At 61.9% G+C, this 16,945-nt stretch carries 18 protein-coding genes; 14 read left to right on the forward strand and 4 right to left on the reverse strand.

Features of this window, described 5'->3' with window-relative positions:
* The 6 genes from WC815_19975 to WC815_20000 form a co-directional block, all read left to right on the forward strand.
* A partial coding sequence (locus WC815_19975; protein ID MFA5911058.1) for an HNH endonuclease family protein occupies window positions 1–917 on the forward strand: 917 nt, incomplete at its 5' end.
* 351 nt (window positions 918–1,268) lie between these two features.
* On the forward strand, window positions 1,269–2,606 hold the full coding sequence (locus tag WC815_19980) for a site-specific integrase (protein MFA5911059.1): 1,338 nt from the start codon (window positions 1,269–1,271) through the stop codon (window positions 2,604–2,606).
* A 230-nt stretch (window positions 2,607–2,836) separates the two neighbouring features.
* Complete coding sequence (locus WC815_19985) at window positions 2,837–3,361, forward strand: hypothetical protein (protein ID MFA5911060.1); 525 nt, start codon at window positions 2,837–2,839, stop codon at window positions 3,359–3,361.
* Window positions 3,362–3,887: 526 nt separating this feature from the next.
* Window positions 3,888–4,073 (forward strand): hypothetical protein, encoded by a 186-nt coding sequence (locus tag WC815_19990; GenBank protein ID MFA5911061.1) that lies wholly within the window; start codon window positions 3,888–3,890, stop codon window positions 4,071–4,073.
* 282 nt (window positions 4,074–4,355) lie between these two features.
* The gene (locus WC815_19995; GenBank protein MFA5911062.1) at window positions 4,356–5,060 is read left to right on the forward strand and encodes a DNA methyltransferase; all 705 of its coding nucleotides are present in this window, start codon (window positions 4,356–4,358) and stop codon (window positions 5,058–5,060) included.
* Window positions 5,061–5,316: 256 nt separating this feature from the next.
* Window positions 5,317–6,246, forward strand: a complete 930-nt coding sequence (locus WC815_20000) for a zincin-like metallopeptidase domain-containing protein (protein ID MFA5911063.1) — start codon at window positions 5,317–5,319, stop codon at window positions 6,244–6,246.
* A 223-nt stretch (window positions 6,247–6,469) separates the two neighbouring features.
* Here WC815_20000 and WC815_20005 read toward each other — a convergent pair whose 3' ends face one another.
* Window positions 6,470–7,234: a DUF1566 domain-containing protein gene (locus tag WC815_20005; GenBank protein ID MFA5911064.1), complete on the reverse strand. Its 765-nt coding sequence runs from the start codon at window positions 7,232–7,234 to the stop codon at window positions 6,470–6,472.
* 306 nt (window positions 7,235–7,540) lie between these two features.
* Between WC815_20005 and WC815_20010 the strand changes: the two genes are divergently transcribed.
* A complete protein-coding gene (locus WC815_20010) occupies window positions 7,541–7,681 on the forward strand; it encodes a hypothetical protein (GenBank protein ID MFA5911065.1) in 141 nt (46 codons plus the stop codon).
* Window positions 7,682–7,710: 29 nt separating this feature from the next.
* Here WC815_20010 and WC815_20015 read toward each other — a convergent pair whose 3' ends face one another.
* Window positions 7,711–7,935, reverse strand: coding sequence for a hypothetical protein (locus WC815_20015; GenBank protein ID MFA5911066.1), 225 nt, complete (start codon window positions 7,933–7,935; stop codon window positions 7,711–7,713).
* A 337-nt stretch (window positions 7,936–8,272) separates the two neighbouring features.
* On the opposite strand from WC815_20015, the gene WC815_20020 reads away from it, so the two are divergent.
* From WC815_20020 to WC815_20035, 4 genes are all read left to right on the forward strand, one after another.
* Entirely contained in the window at window positions 8,273–8,512 is a 240-nt protein-coding gene (locus tag WC815_20020; GenBank protein MFA5911067.1) for a hypothetical protein, read from the forward strand.
* A 30-nt stretch (window positions 8,513–8,542) separates the two neighbouring features.
* Window positions 8,543–8,806, forward strand: coding sequence for a hypothetical protein (locus WC815_20025; GenBank protein MFA5911068.1), 264 nt, complete (start codon window positions 8,543–8,545; stop codon window positions 8,804–8,806).
* A complete protein-coding gene (locus WC815_20030) occupies window positions 8,803–9,078 on the forward strand; it encodes a hypothetical protein (protein ID MFA5911069.1) in 276 nt (91 codons plus the stop codon). Before WC815_20025 ends, WC815_20030 begins: the two co-directional genes overlap by 4 nt.
* Window positions 9,079–9,182: 104 nt before the next feature.
* Complete coding sequence (locus WC815_20035) at window positions 9,183–9,632, forward strand: hypothetical protein (GenBank protein ID MFA5911070.1); 450 nt, start codon at window positions 9,183–9,185, stop codon at window positions 9,630–9,632.
* Window positions 9,633–9,656: 24 nt separating this feature from the next.
* Here WC815_20035 and WC815_20040 read toward each other — a convergent pair whose 3' ends face one another.
* Window positions 9,657–10,757: a DUF2235 domain-containing protein gene (locus tag WC815_20040; protein MFA5911071.1), complete on the reverse strand. Its 1,101-nt coding sequence runs from the start codon at window positions 10,755–10,757 to the stop codon at window positions 9,657–9,659.
* 229 nt (window positions 10,758–10,986) lie between these two features.
* On the reverse strand, window positions 10,987–11,187 hold the full coding sequence (locus WC815_20045) for a hypothetical protein (GenBank protein MFA5911072.1): 201 nt from the start codon (window positions 11,185–11,187) through the stop codon (window positions 10,987–10,989).
* A gap of 398 nt (window positions 11,188–11,585) precedes the next feature.
* Between WC815_20045 and WC815_20050 the strand changes: the two genes are divergently transcribed.
* The 3 genes from WC815_20050 to WC815_20060 all read left to right on the forward strand — a co-directional run bounded on the left by WC815_20050 (window position 11,586) and on the right by WC815_20060 (window position 16,934).
* Window positions 11,586–14,228, forward strand: a complete 2,643-nt coding sequence (locus tag WC815_20050) for a type IV secretory system conjugative DNA transfer family protein (GenBank protein MFA5911073.1) — start codon at window positions 11,586–11,588, stop codon at window positions 14,226–14,228.
* An 871-nt stretch (window positions 14,229–15,099) separates the two neighbouring features.
* A complete protein-coding gene (gene mobC, locus WC815_20055) occupies window positions 15,100–15,465 on the forward strand; it encodes a plasmid mobilization relaxosome protein MobC (GenBank protein ID MFA5911074.1) in 366 nt (121 codons plus the stop codon).
* On the forward strand, window positions 15,462–16,934 hold the full coding sequence (locus tag WC815_20060; protein MFA5911075.1) for a relaxase/mobilization nuclease domain-containing protein: 1,473 nt from the start codon (window positions 15,462–15,464) through the stop codon (window positions 16,932–16,934). The genes mobC and WC815_20060 overlap by 4 nt, the downstream gene beginning before the upstream one ends.
* The last annotated feature ends 11 nt before the right edge of the window (window positions 16,935–16,945 follow it).

A 16,945-nucleotide genomic window follows, 5' to 3' on the forward strand; every position in this document is an offset into this window, starting at 1 on the left:
TCTGGATTGAGCGGGAGAAGCCGTTCAAGAGCGTTGCCGAGGAGTTGGAGACCCTGTCCAGGCAGGGCGACGACTTCCGCCGGATCATCGAGCCCCAGAAGGGCGACGCGATCTTCGGCCTGGCGACGTTTCTGGAGAGTTTTGATATTCGCACAGCCTACCCGCTGCTTCTCTTTCTGCTGAATGCGAAGCTCGGCGACGAGCAGTGGGATGAGATTTCAACGCTGCTGGAATCGTACCTGCTCAGGCGAGCCGTGCTGGGCTGGTCGACGAAGGCCTACAACCGAATCTTCCTGAACCTCGCAAAATCCTTGCGGGCCGTTGGTGCCCGCCCCGAGATCGTCAAGGCGTTCTTGTCGAGCCTGTCTGGCGAGTCATCGGCCTGGCCTACTGACGAGCAGTTCTTCGGCGCATGGCAGGGGCGCGATACCTATCACGACCTGAACAATGCCAAGCTGGTTCACGTTCTCTCGCGGCTTAACGACACCTACCTGACGAATAGAAACGAGAGGGTCCAGATCGATTCCCCTCTGACCGTCGAACACATCCTCCCGCAGACGTGGCTCAAGAACTGGCCCCTGGCAGGCGGGGAGAGCGGGCTCAGCTTCAAGGAGCTGTTCGACGCCAGCGCCGACGACCCGAGGGCAGTCGCGACAAGACGCCGGGACGCCGCCCTGCAGACGATGGGCAATCTGACCATCCTCACGCAGGAACTGAACTCGGATGCGTCAAACGCCGCGTGGGCGGTGAAGAAGTCCAAACTGCTCACGGCCTCGCTGCTGCCGATCAACCAACAGCTACACGTCTACGACAAATGGGCAGAGGACACGATCGCGCAGCGTAGCAAGGAACTCTTCCAAAAGGCGACGACTGTGTGGCCGGCGCCGCTGACACAGCCTGCGCCGACGAATGGCTGATGCGGCCACGGTGGCCAGGCGCTGAGCGCCTCTCGCGCGGCACTGTACAACACGATTGAGGAGGTGTAAGTTTGCGGGGACGAATCAGGCCGGGGTGCGACGTTCTGGAAATCTGAAGCCGATTATTTCTGCACAGCACCTGCACAGGCAACAATGGGCGAGAATGTCAAAACAACTTCAAGCCCTTATGATTACCCCCCTCTCCCTCTGGGAGAGGAAGACAATCATAAGTAATTGACATCTCACATTTTCTTCTCTACAAATCGTCTAAACAACCTCTTCACAGATACGGCAGATCAAGGAGTTACAAATTATTCATACACACTTCCTGCACAGAAAGAAAGCCCCCGCGTGTCCTTCCTCGTCGATGTTCAAGAACTCAAGACCGGCCTCATCATCTTCCGCAGAGCGGACGTAACACACCGCAACTGGTACTGCCGGGTGCGTGTGCCGAACGAAGACCGGTACAAAACGATCTCCCTCAAGACCTCCGACATCCGCGAGGCCCGCGACAAGGCCTTCGAGCATGACGCCGACATCCGCTTCCGCGTCAAACACGACGTCCCGATCTTCGAGAAGTCGTTTGCCGAAGTGGCGCGGGAGTATTCAGAGTTCCACAAAGGCGTGGCCGCTTCGGGCCAGATCACGATGAACCGCTGGAAGATCGTCGATGGCTACATCCGCCTGCACCTGATTCCCTATGTCGGGAACATTCAGATCACCCTCGTCACCGAGGACAAATGGAAGTCCTATCCGCTCTGGCGCAAGCAGAACAACGCCGGGAAGAAGGCCTCCCGCGCTCGGCGACCGCGCGCCAACGCCGGCACGCCGGAGCCTGGCGACGCCAAGCCGCCGCCGCCGGCAAGGGATGGCACCATCCGTCAGGAGATGATGACCTTCCGCGCCATCATGAATTTCGCGGCCGACAGGCAATACATCCGCGAAAGGCAGGTGCCGAAGGGCAAGCTCGTCTCCGACAAGGCGCGCCGGGAGGAATTCACGCCGCAGGAGTACCGCGAGCTGCATACCTTCGCCCGCCGCTGGATCAAGGATGCGCGGCACGAGGCGAGCGCCTGGTACCGCAACATGGCCTACAACTTCATGCTGGTCATGGCGAACACGGGCATGCGCACGATGGAGGCGCGCAACCTCCGCTGGCGCGACATCGACGCCCGCGCCGACCGGCAGGAGCGCCCCTTCGTCTGCATCAACGTGCGCGGCAAAGGCAAGTTCCGGGAACTGATCGCCGCGCAGAACGTCGCTTCATACCTGGAACGGATCAAAGCAATCAGCAAGGCCATCAAGCCTGATGATTTCGTATTCACCACCCGTGGCGGCAAATCCGCCTCCACCCTTTACGGCTCCCTGATCGAAGACCTCCTCACCAAGTCCGGCCTGCTTCACAGCGCGTCTGGAAGCCGGCGAAGCTCCTACTGTTTCCGCCACACCTACGCGACCTTCCGCCTGATGGAGGGGGTTGACGTGTATTTCCTGGCCAAACAGATGGGAACCTCCGTCAAGATGATCGAGGATTATTACGGCCACATCACGCCCGCCAAGAATGCCGAGCGCATTCTCCAGGGCATCCCGGGATGGGAGCCGATGGCGGACGGTTCCGGCGCACTGGCCGGCAGCGTGAACGCTGGCGGCGCCGGAGACAAACCGCCAGAACCTCGATCCAGGAAGTAACCGCGGATGTGCCGCCGCCGCTCAATGCATCGAGTTCGATGCCAGGCGGTCCCGGCAACATCACACAGCGCACGCCGCTGAAGCGGGCCGGGTGCGCTGCCGGTCGGTCCCCATGCGCGGATTGGACAGGGACAACTCCCGCGGCAGACTTCGGCCGTGGCCTTATCATTAGTCCTGTTGTTTCTGGAAGGACGGGGCGCTTCCAAACGGACAGGACAGGGCTCTCCCGCATGAATGATCATCCGGTCTGGCATGTATACGACGAACTCCGCACGGCGAAGCTGAACCTGTACTACTACCGCCAGGTTCTCGGCCGTGCGCGGAGATGGCAGACCGTCCGGGAACTCCTGATGGCGGCCTCAGGCTCCACGGGTGTCGCTGGCCTCTGGCTGTTCAGCACCGGCCCGGGCGACGTTCTCTGGAAGGGCCTCGCGTCGGTGACGGCGTTCATTGCCCTCTACCAGAGCGTCGCGCGCCCGAGCGAGCGGATTCGCTGTCTTGAAACGCAAACGACCGGTTGGGCGCAACTGGAGCACTCGCTCGCGGACATGCGGCGCCGCATTCACGAACTTGGCCGCTATGACGGCGTCTTGCAGGCCGAACTCAAGGGAATCCTCGACGGGAAGTTGAGCATCATCGCCGACGTGTCGGAGACGCACGTCAATGAAGCCATACGTGGCCGCTGCTTCGAGGCCGTCAAGAAGGAGCTCCCGTTGCACGTGTTCTTTGTCCCCGAGCCACGACCAGAGAAGTGAGACACCGAGATGCCTGAGCAGCCGAAAAGACCGACGCCGCCACCGCCGCCTCCGCCGCAGCGGCCGGACAGGGAAATCCGGAAGATTGATCCGCCGGAGCCATGGCCGCGACCGCAGTCGCCGCCGCCCCAGCCGCCGCCCGGGCGCGAGCCCTGAGTTCCGGGCAGCGAGGGGGCGCCCCTGTGCGCCGCAAAGCGCTATCTCAATCCCCTCGACCCTTCGCGCGAGCGCGTTTGCGCAGCAGGTATCCGACCGGGTAGCGATCACGCCAACCACGATGCTGTCACGTATTCTGACCTGGCCTGCCGTCTTCGCCTCCTTCGGACGGCGCGCGCCATCGTCGCTGAGAATGCGCGACCAGCGGCGGTCCGGCACTGTCGCGCCAGCGGTATTGCGTGCTGTCACGCCCGCGCCAAAGGCCCGCCGCTTCGACGCCGCACGCCGTCCTCGTGTCCCTGTCCCGACCGTGACCGTGGGTTCCTCTGTCGGTGAAGGAACCACACATCACGGTTTCAAGGAGGACAGAATGGCTACGACGGCAACGACCATCCAGAACAAGACCATCACCTACGCAATGCTTGTTGTATTCACCGTGGACGCACGGTCGGACGAGCACCTGCAGGACGCGCAGGCGATCCGCGACGAGGCTGAGAGCTGGATCACCGGCCTCGACGCCACGGTCAAGGGCGTGTGCGTTCGCAAGGCGGACTAGCCGTCTCTGCCGGGGCGCACGGCGCGCCCCGGCCTGACGTGTGGCGACGGGAATGTCGCCGCCGCTGTTCTCACGTTGGCCGCTGATGGGTCAGGCCTCAGCCGCATACCAGCGGCTGTCTTGAGTTTGCGCTCCCGCACATGCCGCGCCAGCGGAATCTGTCACGGCCAGTGCAAGTGGGCTCGCAGGCACGCCCGCCGTCCTGGTTTGTCTCTCCCGCGTTGAGTTTGCCCTCCGTTCCCGGCGAGAGAGCAAACGTCAACCGCGAACAAGGAGAGCACCATGAACACCCGCACCACCAACGACAACCCTCAACAAGACCCATCGACGGCCAACCGCATCATCAATGGCGATTGCACAGGAGTCCTCAAGACCATCGCGGACGAGAGTATTGACTTCGTCCTGACCGACCCACCCTATCTCGTCGGCTACCGGGACCGCAGCGGCCGGACCATCGCCAACGACAGCCGGCCGGAAAGCGTTCTCGGCGCCTTCGACGACGTTTACCGCGTCCTGAAACCTGACAACTTCTGTATTTCGTTCTACGGCTGGAACCGCGTCGATGCGTTCTTCGGCGCCTGGAGGCGCGCCGGCTTCACGCCCGTGGGCCACATGGTCTGGCGCAAGAACTACGCGTCCAGCACGGGGTTCCTGAACGCCCGTCACGAGCAGGCGTATCTGCTCGCCAAGGGCCGCCCGGCGAAACCCGCCCGACCGCTCGACGACGTTCAGCCGTGGGAATACACCGGCAACCATTCGCACCCCACCGAGAAAGCGGTGAGCATTCTCGAACCGCTCATCAGGACCTTCTCACGCCCAGGCGACGTTGTTCTTGACCCCTTCGCCGGCTCCGGCAGCACCCTCGTGGCAGCCGCGCTGTCCGGACGCCGCTATCTCGGCATCGAGCTTGAGTCCCGCTACTGCCAGCTCGCCGAAAAGCGTCTCGCGGGCGCCAGCAGGTTTGTGCAGCGGAAACCCGCCGCCTGACGGCCGCCACGCTGGCCTCTCTTCCTCTGCCTTGTCGTCAATCGCAGGTCTTCGCGCGCGTGTCCGGCAGGCTCGTGATCTAGGCCTTCGCTCCCGCACAGGCCGCGCCAGCAAAGCTGTCACGGGAAACCTGTGCATTCCGGAAGCGAAGGCACGCCCGCCGTCCCCGCGCGCCGTCCTCCGTTTTCCCTCCGGGTTGAGTTTGCTCTCCGTTCTGGCGAGAGAGCAAACGTCAACTGCGAAAACGGAGGACACCATGAACACCTGCACTGCCACCGACAACACCCGGCACGAACCGGCCACGCGGCAAGACATCTACACGCGCATTACCGCGAAGATCGTGAGCGCGCTCGAAACCGGCGTCCGGCCCTGGGTCAGGCCGTGGAGCGCCGAACACGCCGCCGGGCGCATCACGCGACCGTTGCGCCACAACGGCCAGCCCTACACCGGCATCAACATCCTGTCGCTCTGGGCTTCGGCGACCGAGCAAGGGTTCGCCGCGCCGATCTGGATGACGTATCGGCAGGCGACCGAGCTGAAAGCTCACGTCCGCAAAGGCGAGAAGGGTTCGCCGGTCGTCTACGCGAACAGCATCACGCGTACCGAGACCGACGCCGCGAGCGGCGCCGAGACCGAACGTGACATTCACTTCCTCAAGGGCTACACCGTGTTCAACATCGAGCAGATCGAAGGACTGCCCGAGCACTACAACGCGCCCGCATCACCGCGTCTCGACGTGCCCGAGCGTATCGCGCGTGCGGAGGCGTTCTTCGCTGCGACAGGTGCAGCCCTGTCGCACGGCGGTACCCGCGCCTTCTACCGCCCTTCGGCCGACAGTATCGTCCTGCCGCCCTTCGAGGCATTCCGCGATGCCGAGAGCTACTACGCCACCCTCGCGCACGAGACCACGCACTGGACCGCGCATGAATCGCGCCTCGGGCGAGACTTCGGCAGCAGGCGCTTCGGCTCCGAAGGCTACGCCATCGAGGAACTCGTGGCCGAACTCGGAGCCGCGTTCATCTGCGCTGATCTCGACCTAGCGCTGGAGCCGCGTGAGGACCACGCGTCCTACCTCGCGAACTGGCTGGAAGTCCTCAAGGCTGACAACCGCGCCATCTTCTCAGCCGCCAGCCACGCGCAGCGGGCGGCTGATTTCCTGCACCGTCTTCAACCGGCGACTGGGTGATGCCGGTTGCATCCTCGCTTCGCTCAGGCGGCCGTTTGGCCGCCGGCCTGTAAGGTGGCACGCCCACATTTCCTCGGCGACCCCTGTGCGACATGTGCCTTCACCGCACTGTCGCGGGGACAGAAAGTGAATGGTTGAATAGTTAAATGATTGACGGCTCCACGGATCAACGGTTCGAGGAACCGTTGATCCTCACCCCGGCGCTGGGACGCATGCGAAGCTCCTAAGACCGCTTCGCATCCAACAAGCGCACCGGCCGGCAACTCAAGCGACCGTTGTCCTTACCGTCCCGACCTTCGTCGCCGTCCGGGAACCGGACACCCCACACGCCGGACGGGTTGGCACCGTCCTCAGTGGACGACCAGTACCAGTAGGGAAAGCCGGAACCGCTTCCTTTGTTGGATGTATTAAAGGTGCCCTTCAAGGCACCTTCGTTCTGGTTCTTTTGCAGGACGAGCAGATTTTCCTTGTTTGGAATGTGCCAATCGTCGTGGCCGAGGGATTTGTTGTTGTTCAGTTTCTTGACTGCTTTTGCAGCGTCATTGAAGGTCATGCAGACATCCAGATCATTCGGCATTGCGTAGATCTGTTGTTTGCCGTCAGCTGTCATGCCCGCGAAAACGGAGCCATCGGCCATTTTCTGGCCAGCCAGCAGGGCAATCGCGGAGGTATCGTTTGCAGGAACTGGTTTGTGAATGACGGTAACCCCTGGGGCGCTAATGACGAGGTGACCGTCCGCGGCTTGCTCGATGGTGACGCCGTTCAGGACAATCGCGTTGAAATCTTTGCTGATGCTGATCTTGGTGCCTTCTTCGGCGGTGGCTGCGGTGCCAGCGGCTTTCGCTTCAACACCGTCTTTTGTATAGGCGGTAACTTTCTTGCCATCCGCGCTGACTTCGACTTTGGAGTCGCCGATGGTGACGGTGCTCAGGTCTTTACCGACGTTCACCTGGACATCTGTGATCTCTTTCTTTGTACTCGTCGTCATGCTTCGCTTCCTTCTCTCTAGAACACCTCCGTTGAAGTGACAGCCATCCCCACGCGGGATGATGTCTGCCAGTGTTATGAAATGACTCTACATGATTATCCGTAACTGTACAAGCCCAGATTGGTTAACGGAGCAGGCGGGTCGATGTATCGCTGGCTATTCGACTGAAATCACGTAAGAAAACACTGCTGGAGGTTGTCTCCTCCAGACAAATTGCGTGACGGAAAACCTTCTGCACACGCGCAACGTGCGCGAATCACCTGCCGCAGCCGAGCGTCAAGGAACTCGAAGTTCCCGCGCCCGGACTTGGCCCCGCCCAAAGGCGAATACCGCGTCGTCGTGGAAGTGCGCTCCGGTACGAGCCACATTCGCGAAGACTTCTCATTCACGCTTCGCCACGCCGGCAAAGGCACGCCCCTCGAACTGACCACCGCTGCGCCGCGCTGAGGAGCACCGGGGGAACCGCCCGCGCAACTTCAGCGCACCCGCACGACCTCGACGCTGTCGCTCATGCCGTCCACTTCAAGCCGGTAGCCGCCCTGGTCGTCAACGACCTTCGCCCCCGGCATATACGCATAGTAGTAGTCGTACTTGTATTCGTTCTGCCGCCACTTCCCGCCCCCGTGGAACTCGAACACCGTGTTCCGATCGTGGAACCCCTTGAACGACCCGCGAAGCTGTCCTTCTTCAATAACCGCCATGCCGCACCTCCTGCTCACGATGTCTGCCGACGCGCCATCATTCTTGCCTGAGTGCTCAACGGTGAACGCACGAAGATAGACCGGTATCTGCACCCGGCCGTTTCCCGCCGTTGTCAGCCCTTTCCCAAGGCCGTGTCTACAAATCCCTCCGGCATCGTCTGATTCCCTGCCATGCGCGGGCGCTTCTTGCGTCAACAGGAAAATCGGCTCCCTCGCCGAGCAGGTCACGCTGCGCATGACCTCCCCCAATTTTCCTGTGGACGCCGCGCCCTGGCGCAAGGCGGACGGGGACTCATCCCGCAGGGGATTTGTTCAAACACGAAAAGGAGAAAGAGCGATGACAACACAAACCGAAACGACCAAAGAGAAGCAGATACCGGCCTTCTACATCTTCGACACCGTCGAGAGCGACGGCAAGAAAGAGAACAAGCGCATCGGCGCCGCGTTCCCTCACAAGAAGGGCAAGGGCTTCACGTTCCTGATTGCGGGCAAACGCTACGCAGCTTTTCCGCCCAAGGCGAAGACCGCAGCCACCGTTCAGCCAGAGGCAACCGAGCAACCGGGGAAGGGCACGTAAGCGCTCTTCCTCCTGCAACAGGAGGTCAACATGCAATACGAAGTTCAGCACTACACGTTGTTCTACGGCTGGGTCAACACTTGGGCATACGCCGAGGCCGATGGCGTCATGCACCCCGAAAGATTCGCCACCGCCAAAGAGGCGAAAGCAGCTCTCGACGAGTTCTTTGAAGACCTCGAAGAGGAAGTCGCGGCGGGCCAGATGGCCGCTCACGACCGCGACGAATTCCGCGTCAGGCCCGTTGCCGGAATTGGCATTTCCGGCAGGCTGGACGCAGCGGGAGGTGCGCCGTGAGACGGCGCACCGAACTCTACCGCTTCGACTGGAACGGCATCCTGCTCGAAGTCATCTACGATCCACAATGGCTGCCACCCGCCATCGTCGGCGAGGAGGTCGCGCACCTGAAGGTGCGGAGCATCTACCCGACTGACGTTCCGCTCCCGTTTGCGAAACACGGGTGTTTCAGCAGCACGATCCTGGCTTCGACCGTTGCCGCCGCTGGCGGCCCGGTCAACTACGTGGACGTGATGTTTGCAGCCGAACAGGCTGCGGGAGGTGCGGCGTGATGAATTACGGAAAACTAATTCGCCTTGTAACAATTTGTGATTGGACGTCTCGGCGTGGAACCTGTAGGCCGGTGCTTCACGTTAACGACAAACGGTGTATCACAATGTCGCTTAAAGAGTGGTTCCGCGTAGGGGCGAAACCGAAAACCCCGATAACGGGGAAGAAGTATGAACTGGTGCCGAACCAGCAGATCATCGTTGGCGGTGTGACGCTGTATCGCATTCGGGCACTGCGGGATTTCGGCAAGGTGAAGGCTGGCGACTTCGGTGGCTTTGTCGAGTCAGAATCCAACCTGAGCCATGAAGGCAATTGTTGGGTTTCTGGGCAGGCTCATGTTTCTGGTGATGCGCAAATCTACGGCAATGCCCGTGTCTTCGAGGACGCGCGTGTTTACGAACATGCCCAGATAGGCGGCAATGTTCGGGTGTTTGGGACAGCGCGGGTCTGGGGCTATACAAAGCTCGGAGGCCGTGAGAGGGTCACCGGCACTCTAGTCTGCACCCCTGCCGGCTGGAAGGATGAAATATGGTTGATATTTCATGGGCTTGGGTAATCTGATCTGACGAGAGATGGCAGACTACCATGCCTCGCAGGGAGGTTCAGGCTCTGTACAAGCCCGACACGGCAACAGTTGTCGCTTTGCCGCGTGGTCGGCTGCTCGCCACTTACTTCGATGCGGCACGGAAGGATTGGCAGCAATATAGTTCATGCGGTCATCCACGGAGCGATGGCGGCACTCGTCCATTCCGGCCCCGAACGTCCGCGTCCACCGCGGAACCACTGCCCATTGCCCTTGGCTGGAATTGTAGATACTAGAACAGCAGTTCGGGTTCGCTCTTGCGAGGTAGGTATGATCGAAGCTTAGGTCGCACTGCTCCGCGTGACACACCATCCACCGGAAAGCAATGTCCGAGAGACCAGAATTCTGGTTGCCGCCCCCAACATCGCAGTGCGTACCTGGAAACCATGCCTGCTCCATCTTTTGACCGGGGTACTTAGAAGACCAGATGTCAGGCGCGAAATTCCACCTCCGCTCATGCACGGCCAGCGCCTGATAAGCGTGACTGACGTTGGGCGATAAGGCGACGTCATGGAAACCGACCAGCTTCTTCCAGTTGAATATGCGACCGATGACCGGGACTGGTATTCCGAGCGATCCGACTGTGTCCCATACGCCCAAGAATCTGATCGGGAACTGCTGGTCACCTTGCCTGATGTCCTGCAACCGCTTGCCTATAGCCGACGAACGCTTTCCTGGCGGGCGACGATAGTCCCGGTAGAACTCCGGAAGGCCACGCAGATCCTGCTTCCGAAGAACCCCCAACCAGCGCATGAAACCTGACAATGACCGAGCCGTATAAGCGCCGCGACTGAAACCGAACAGGAACAGCTGGTCCTCTTCCAATATGAAGTTATCAACGATGAAGGAATAGGCCTCGCAGATCGTTCGAGAGATGCCTGCGCCCGTCATCCCACCCCAGTAATGAGATAAGCGTCCGGTGCCAATGCCAGGGTAGTACGCAGTGACCTGAGGAACGGCGGGCACGACGCTCGTGTCCTGGCGCAATACTGCGATTTGAATCTTTTCGACATTCGTCGGGTACGAGCCTTTGTGCCTCCCACGTAACGATGCTCGCATTTCCCAAGTGCCGTCGAAGCACAGTACAAGCCGCTTCATGAAGACTCCTCGCGCAGTGACACGTCTGAGGTCTTGGTCCTGCGGAACATCATTCGGATGTTCGCCGCCGACGTCGCGACCGGTGATTCGCCACCACCAGTAGCTGACTGATCGGGCCGATGCTACTACACGTTCCCCGCATAGCTGGAGCGTGACCGGCTTGGTCGGCAGCCCCTCCTATAAAGCGCAAGCCGTCGCAACCGATCCGGCTGCGACGGGGCGCGCGGGCTCAGAAGCCCGGCCCACGCGGGCGCCACGCTGCGTTCCGCGCCGCCTGCTCCTGCCGGATGTTATCCAGCGATGCCAGTCCGCAGAGCCATTCCGGCGATCCTTCGCGCGCGTAGTGGATATTCCTCAATACCAGGGCGAGCAGCCCGTCCAGTTCGTGTTTGTTCAGATACGCCAGTTCGCTGCGTGTGATCGTTCTCATGTCTTCCTCCTCGTTTGGAGGCCCCGACACCCGAGGCCTTTCATGCTTGACGGGAGGGCGCGGCCCTTGGCGTGAGCCGCATCCGTAGGACCGCAACGAAGAGAAGGAGCCTTGCGCTTGCGGCTTCACACGCCGGGACGTGCGAAACCGGAATCTTCAAAAGGCATTGGATGAAGGGGAGTCTTGAGAGGGAGAACGGCTGACTCGAGTCCACACGCTGAACTGTGCAGCCTTGCAAACCGGGACGGGCTGTGTGCAATCGCTGTATTGAGATTCTCCTGCCCGCTTCGCGGGAAGCCGATGGCTCTTCGGAGCAATCCAGGCTGTAAATTCCTTCGGGAACTTCGGCGCGAACACCTTATAGTACGCGCTGACCAAAACGGGCTGACCTTCAACAAGTGACGCGAAAACCCTGCGGCGGCTTCGGAATCAGATGGCGGTTCGTATCCGCGGCGCTGCTTGTCTGGCTGTTTCCGGCTTTCGCTTTCGCGCAGCTTCCGCAGGCGACCATCGATGAGATCGTCACGCTCACCGTTCGGCGTGCGGAGACCACAGCGCTCTGGAATGGCAACGAGATCGACCGCAACGAGTTGACGGCGCGGTTGAATGCCGTCGATGCCGAACTCAGGTCACTCCAGCAACAAATCCGAGCGCTCTCAACCGACGATCAAAGGCAGGTCAATAACCAGATCAAGGGCCTGACCGAGGCGCGCCTTGCGCTCCTCCGACCGCAGTGGCAGGCGAAGGCCGATGCACTGCGACGCGAACAAGCCGACCGTCAGGACGCGCTGATGAAGGGCGTCCTGCGTGACACGCAGAAAGCGCTGGAGGCGCAACGCCGCCGCGCGCTGCTGCTGCAGCGGCGCGACCGCGGTGAGATCACGGCGGAGGCATTCGCGGAGGAGGACCAGAAGGCTCTCGACGAGATCATGGCGCTCCGCGCCCCTTACGCGGCCGAAGGCCACGGGTACGACAGGCGCTTCGATACCCACCTGGCACGGCTGACGCGGGAGATGGCGACACAACCGCCACCGCCGGCGCCGCCGGAGGTGGTTGCGAGTGCTCCCGCAGTGCCTCGCCCAGCGCCGAAGGCCAAGACACCGGAGAACCCGACCTCAGACGCCGCTTACGCGCGCGATGTCTACGAAGCCGGTGATTTGTATTGGGGGATGCTTGAAGCCGCACGTCAGTTTCAGGATGGCGACATCGACGATTCCACCGTAAACACAGTAAAAACAGCACTTGAGCCTGACCTTCAAAAACTGATCAAGAAATGGCGTGCGGCCGGACGCGAGGCCGAGTTTGAGAAGGACTACAAGCATGCCGCCGACAACCGGATGGTGGCCGAGAAGGCTGAAAGGCAGAGGCAAACCTGGGCCGCAATCTCCAGCTGGATGAGTGCCGCGCTGACCTTCGCCGCCGTCATCGGCGGAATCTACGTCGTGATCCTGGTCTTGCGATCGATGGGGACCAAGCCGACGCCGGGACGGCGTGTCTCCGACGTCTACGGCACGGCGCACTACGCGCCGACCGAACTCAGCGTCCTGGACGATGCCTGTCTCACAAAAGGCCTGTTCTTCGGTAAGAGCAGCGCGCCGGAACTGGTCCGCCTCCCGCTCGACGCGCCGGGCGCGCCAGTGTGCTCGACGCCCGAGCACCACACGCTGATCGTCGCCCGCACGCGCACCGGCAAGGGCACGCGGGTGATCGTCCCGACGCTGCTGCGCTACGAAGGCTCCGCCTTCGTCATCGACCCGAAGGGCGAGAACGCCGCCATCACCGCGCGGGTCCGCCGCGACCAGCTGCGGCAGGACATCCACATCCTGAACCCGTGGAACGAACTCGCCGAGACCTACCAGAGCCGCGGCTTCGTCACGGCGACCTACAACCCGCTCGACATCCTAGACCGGGACGACCCCAACGTTGTTGCGATTGCGCAGTCATTGGCGGGGGCTATTTGCCCCGCGCCATCGAACGCGAAAGACCGCTTCTGGCAGGGAAGCGCGTCGAACGTCCTGGCCGCCGTGTTCCTCTGGCTGGCCGACCAGCCAGGAGAACGAAAGACGCTTGGTCGTGCGCGGGAGATCGTCAGTCTCACGCGCAAGAAGTTCACGGCGGAATACCTCATCCCGATGGCGGCGAGCGAAGCCTTCTCCGGCGCCATCCGCGAGATGGCCGCGCCCTTCATCGACCTCGCCGATGAAACCTACAGCGGCGTGATGTCGAACCTGAGCGAAAGCACCAAGTTCTTGAGCGACCCGCAGGTGAAGGCGGCGACCGCCACGTCATCGTTCTCGATGGAAGACCTGGCAGCCAAGTTGACCACCGTATACGTGGTCATCCCGACCGACCGGATGGACACGCAGAAGACCTGGCTGCGGCTCATCATCGCCGCCGCGATGCACACGTTCAAGCGCCCGAAACAACGCCGGGTGTCCAAGCACCGGACCCTGTTCCTGATCGACGAGTTCGCGGCCCTCGGCCGGCTCGACGACCTGCCGCGAGACATCGCCACCATGGGCGGCTTTGGGGTGGATTTTGCGCTGGTGGTGCAGGGCCTCGACCAGCTCAAGGACCACTACGGCGAGGCGAAAGGCACCATCCTCTCGAACTGCGCCTACAAGTGGTTCTGCGACGTGAACGACCTGGAGAGTGCCAAATACCTGAGCGACACGCTCGGCAAAGCGACGGTCACCACCACCAGCACCGCCGCCTCGACCTCGGCCGGCCCCGGCGGCGGCAGCAGCAGCGAGAGCACGACCCACAGCGAGACTGGCCGGTTCCTGCTCAACCCCGACGAAGTCCTGAACCTCGGGAAGAACGTGGCCATCACCATCCAGCCCAACGGCCACGCCCAATACGTCAGACCGGTCGATTACTGGAACCTTCAGAAGGCCTTCGGCTACCTCCGCGAAGGCCACCCCTCCCTTTATTGGGAACCCCCACTGACGTACGACCCGAACCCCTATGTGGAGACCGACGCTACTGTGCTCGCGGAAGCTCCCGACGAGCCTGCCTTCAACTCGCGGTCTGGCGGTTGAACGCTAGCATCGTTGGGCGTAGGCTGAGGCTTGGCCTCGTAACTGGGCCCGCGAGGCCCGACGGAAACTCTGGGCTCCACTGGGGGATGGGTGGAAAAGGCTGTCCTCGCGCTCGCGGGCGCGATTACCTTTCTTCACTTATTGAAAATATTTATTAATGATTTGGCCGGGATCATTCGTCAAACCTATAAGGCCTATCGAATGATTAATCGAATGATTAGAGGCCTTTAGAGCCTCACGGCCCTGGCGCCCGGCAGCCAGGGCCGTCGTACTTCAGGCAGAGCATCGGGTGCCGAGCCGACCGACGTAACCAGGCATCCCCCAAACAAGATCGAACGGCGACGACCGCGCGGGAAAGTCGTGCGACGAGGGCCAGAAGTGACGGGTATTTGGCGCTGGCGTTAACCCATATTAACGACGAATCTGGTACAATTCCCCTATCGACTCGCCTTCGCACCGACGTTAAGTTTTCAGCAATCAGTCGGTGCTATTCTGGAAAATAGGACGGCCGCAGCACGTATTATCGTGCTTTGCAAGCCATGTGCGGTGCAACCGCACAACCGCCTCGATACCGAGGCTAGGCTTGGCAAGGGAGGTGACTTCGTCCTCCCGTTGCATCCCTCCGGACCAGGGGCTAGAGCGCCCCGTGGACCCCTGCGCGGGGGCAATGAATGCCGCGCAGCGAGGCTTTGCCTTGCACCACCAGGCCGTTCCGCCTGGACCTGACCGGGGGCTTTCGCGCCACCCGGACCCACGACCAGGAGTATCCCTCCTGGACCTGGACCAGCATCTGCTGGACCGATCAGGGGCTCGTGCCGCCCCATGAACCGGGCAGGTCATTGCGGCGCATACCAAGGCGAAAGGAAGCGGCATGGCAGGCAGCAACAAGAGGCGTCGGGGCAAGGTCATTGTGTCCCGCTGCCTGGACGACGAATTCAACATCATCGCCGCGAAGGCCGATAGGGCCGGGCTTTCCCTGGGCGCCTTCACGCGCGCGGCCCTACTCGGAGATGCAGGTGCCCGCGCCCAGCGCCGCCCGCCGGCCGACCATGTGGCCCTGCGCCAAATCCTCGGCCACGTCGGGCGCATCGGGAACAACATCAACCAGATCGCCCGCGCCCTGAACGCCCAGGAGACCGCGAAGCTTGAGGACCTGCCGGAGGCTCTGACGGCTTACCTCGATATCCGAAAGGCGATATTCGAGGCCCTCGGCAAGAACCCCGGACCGGGCAAATGATCATCAAGGGTGCCAGCCGCGCTGCTCCAGCCCAGCTCGCCCGGCACCTCCAGCGGCGCGACACGAACGAAAAGGTTCAAGTCCTCGAGCTTCAGTCGCCCGCGCCTGATTTGGGCGAAGCATTCCGGGACTGGCAGACACTCGTCGAGGGCACGCGCGGCTTCAAGGGGCTCTACCACGCCAACATCGACCCCGCCGCGAACTACACCATGACCCCGGAACAATGGCAGCGCGCCGTCGAAGTCCTCGAAAAGGAACTCGGCCTCGAAGGCCAGCCGCGCGCCGTCGTCAAGCACGAGAAACATGGACGTGAACATATTCACGTCGTCTGGGCACGCACGGACATCGACGAGATGGTGCTGCGCTCCGACAGCCAGAACTATCAGGCGCATGAACGCGCCAGCCAGAAGCTGGAGATGGAGTTCGGGCACGAGCCTGTTCCCGGCAAGCACGCGAAACGCGACCGCGAGAAGCAGCCGGAATTCCCGCGCGCCGAAGCCAATCACGCCGAGTGGCAGCAGGGCGAGCGCACGGGCCTGCGTCCCGCGGAGATGAAGGAACAGATCACAGCCCTCAAGCAGGCCTCCGACAACGCCCAGGCCTTCAAGGCGGCGCTCGAAGAACACGGCTATGTGCTTGCCAAGGGCGACCGCCGCGACTTCGTGATCATCGACCCGGCGGGACAGGTGCACAGCCTCGGCCGGCAGATCGACGGCATGAAGGCAGCGGAACTCCGTGCGTTCATGAAGGACATCAACCCGCAAACGCTCCCGAACGTCGAGGAAGCCAAAGCTCAAAAGCAAGCGCCGAAGAAAGCCGAGGCTCCGGCTTCGCCAGAAGACGCCACCAAAGTGCCTGAACTCGCCCCTGACCCGGTTCAGGCCCAGAGGGAGGCCCAGAGGGAGGTTGAGAGGGAAGCGCTCCGCCAGGCCGTCGTCGCCCGCCATGACGAAGGGGCGCACCGGATGGTTGAGAAGCAGACGGCGGAACTCGGCCAGCTCCGGCAGACCCTTGAGGTGGACACCCGCAAGAAGCTCGAACGTCTTGAAGCCAGCCACAAGGCGCGGGCCGAAGCCCAACGCCGACGGCTCGAACAGGAGAAGGCATCCATAGGCGTCACCGGCTTGATCGATTCCATTCGCGACTTTCTTTCTCCCGCCAGAGTGGCCGAGCGCGAAGCCGACGTGCAGCGCGAACAACAGAAACTCGCGGAGCGTCAGAAACAGGAGCGGGACGCTTACGCCGACACGTTGCAGCAGACGAAGGAACTCGAAATCGAGAACCTGACCGAGCGTCAGGCGCAGCAGCGCCGCGACCATGTCACCAAAGGCGAGGCGGAACTCGAACGCTATCTTCGTGAGCACGAAGCAGCCCGCCAGATTCAGGCAGAAGTTGAAGAGCGCGAAAGGCTGCGTGAACAGGAACGGACAAGGGACGGTCCCGAACGACCACCACCGCGCGCACGATAAGCGGCTCACGC

Source organism: Vicinamibacterales bacterium (genome assembly GCA_041659285.1).
In the GTDB taxonomy this organism is placed as follows: Bacteria; Acidobacteriota; Vicinamibacteria; order Vicinamibacterales; family UBA2999; genus 12-FULL-67-14b.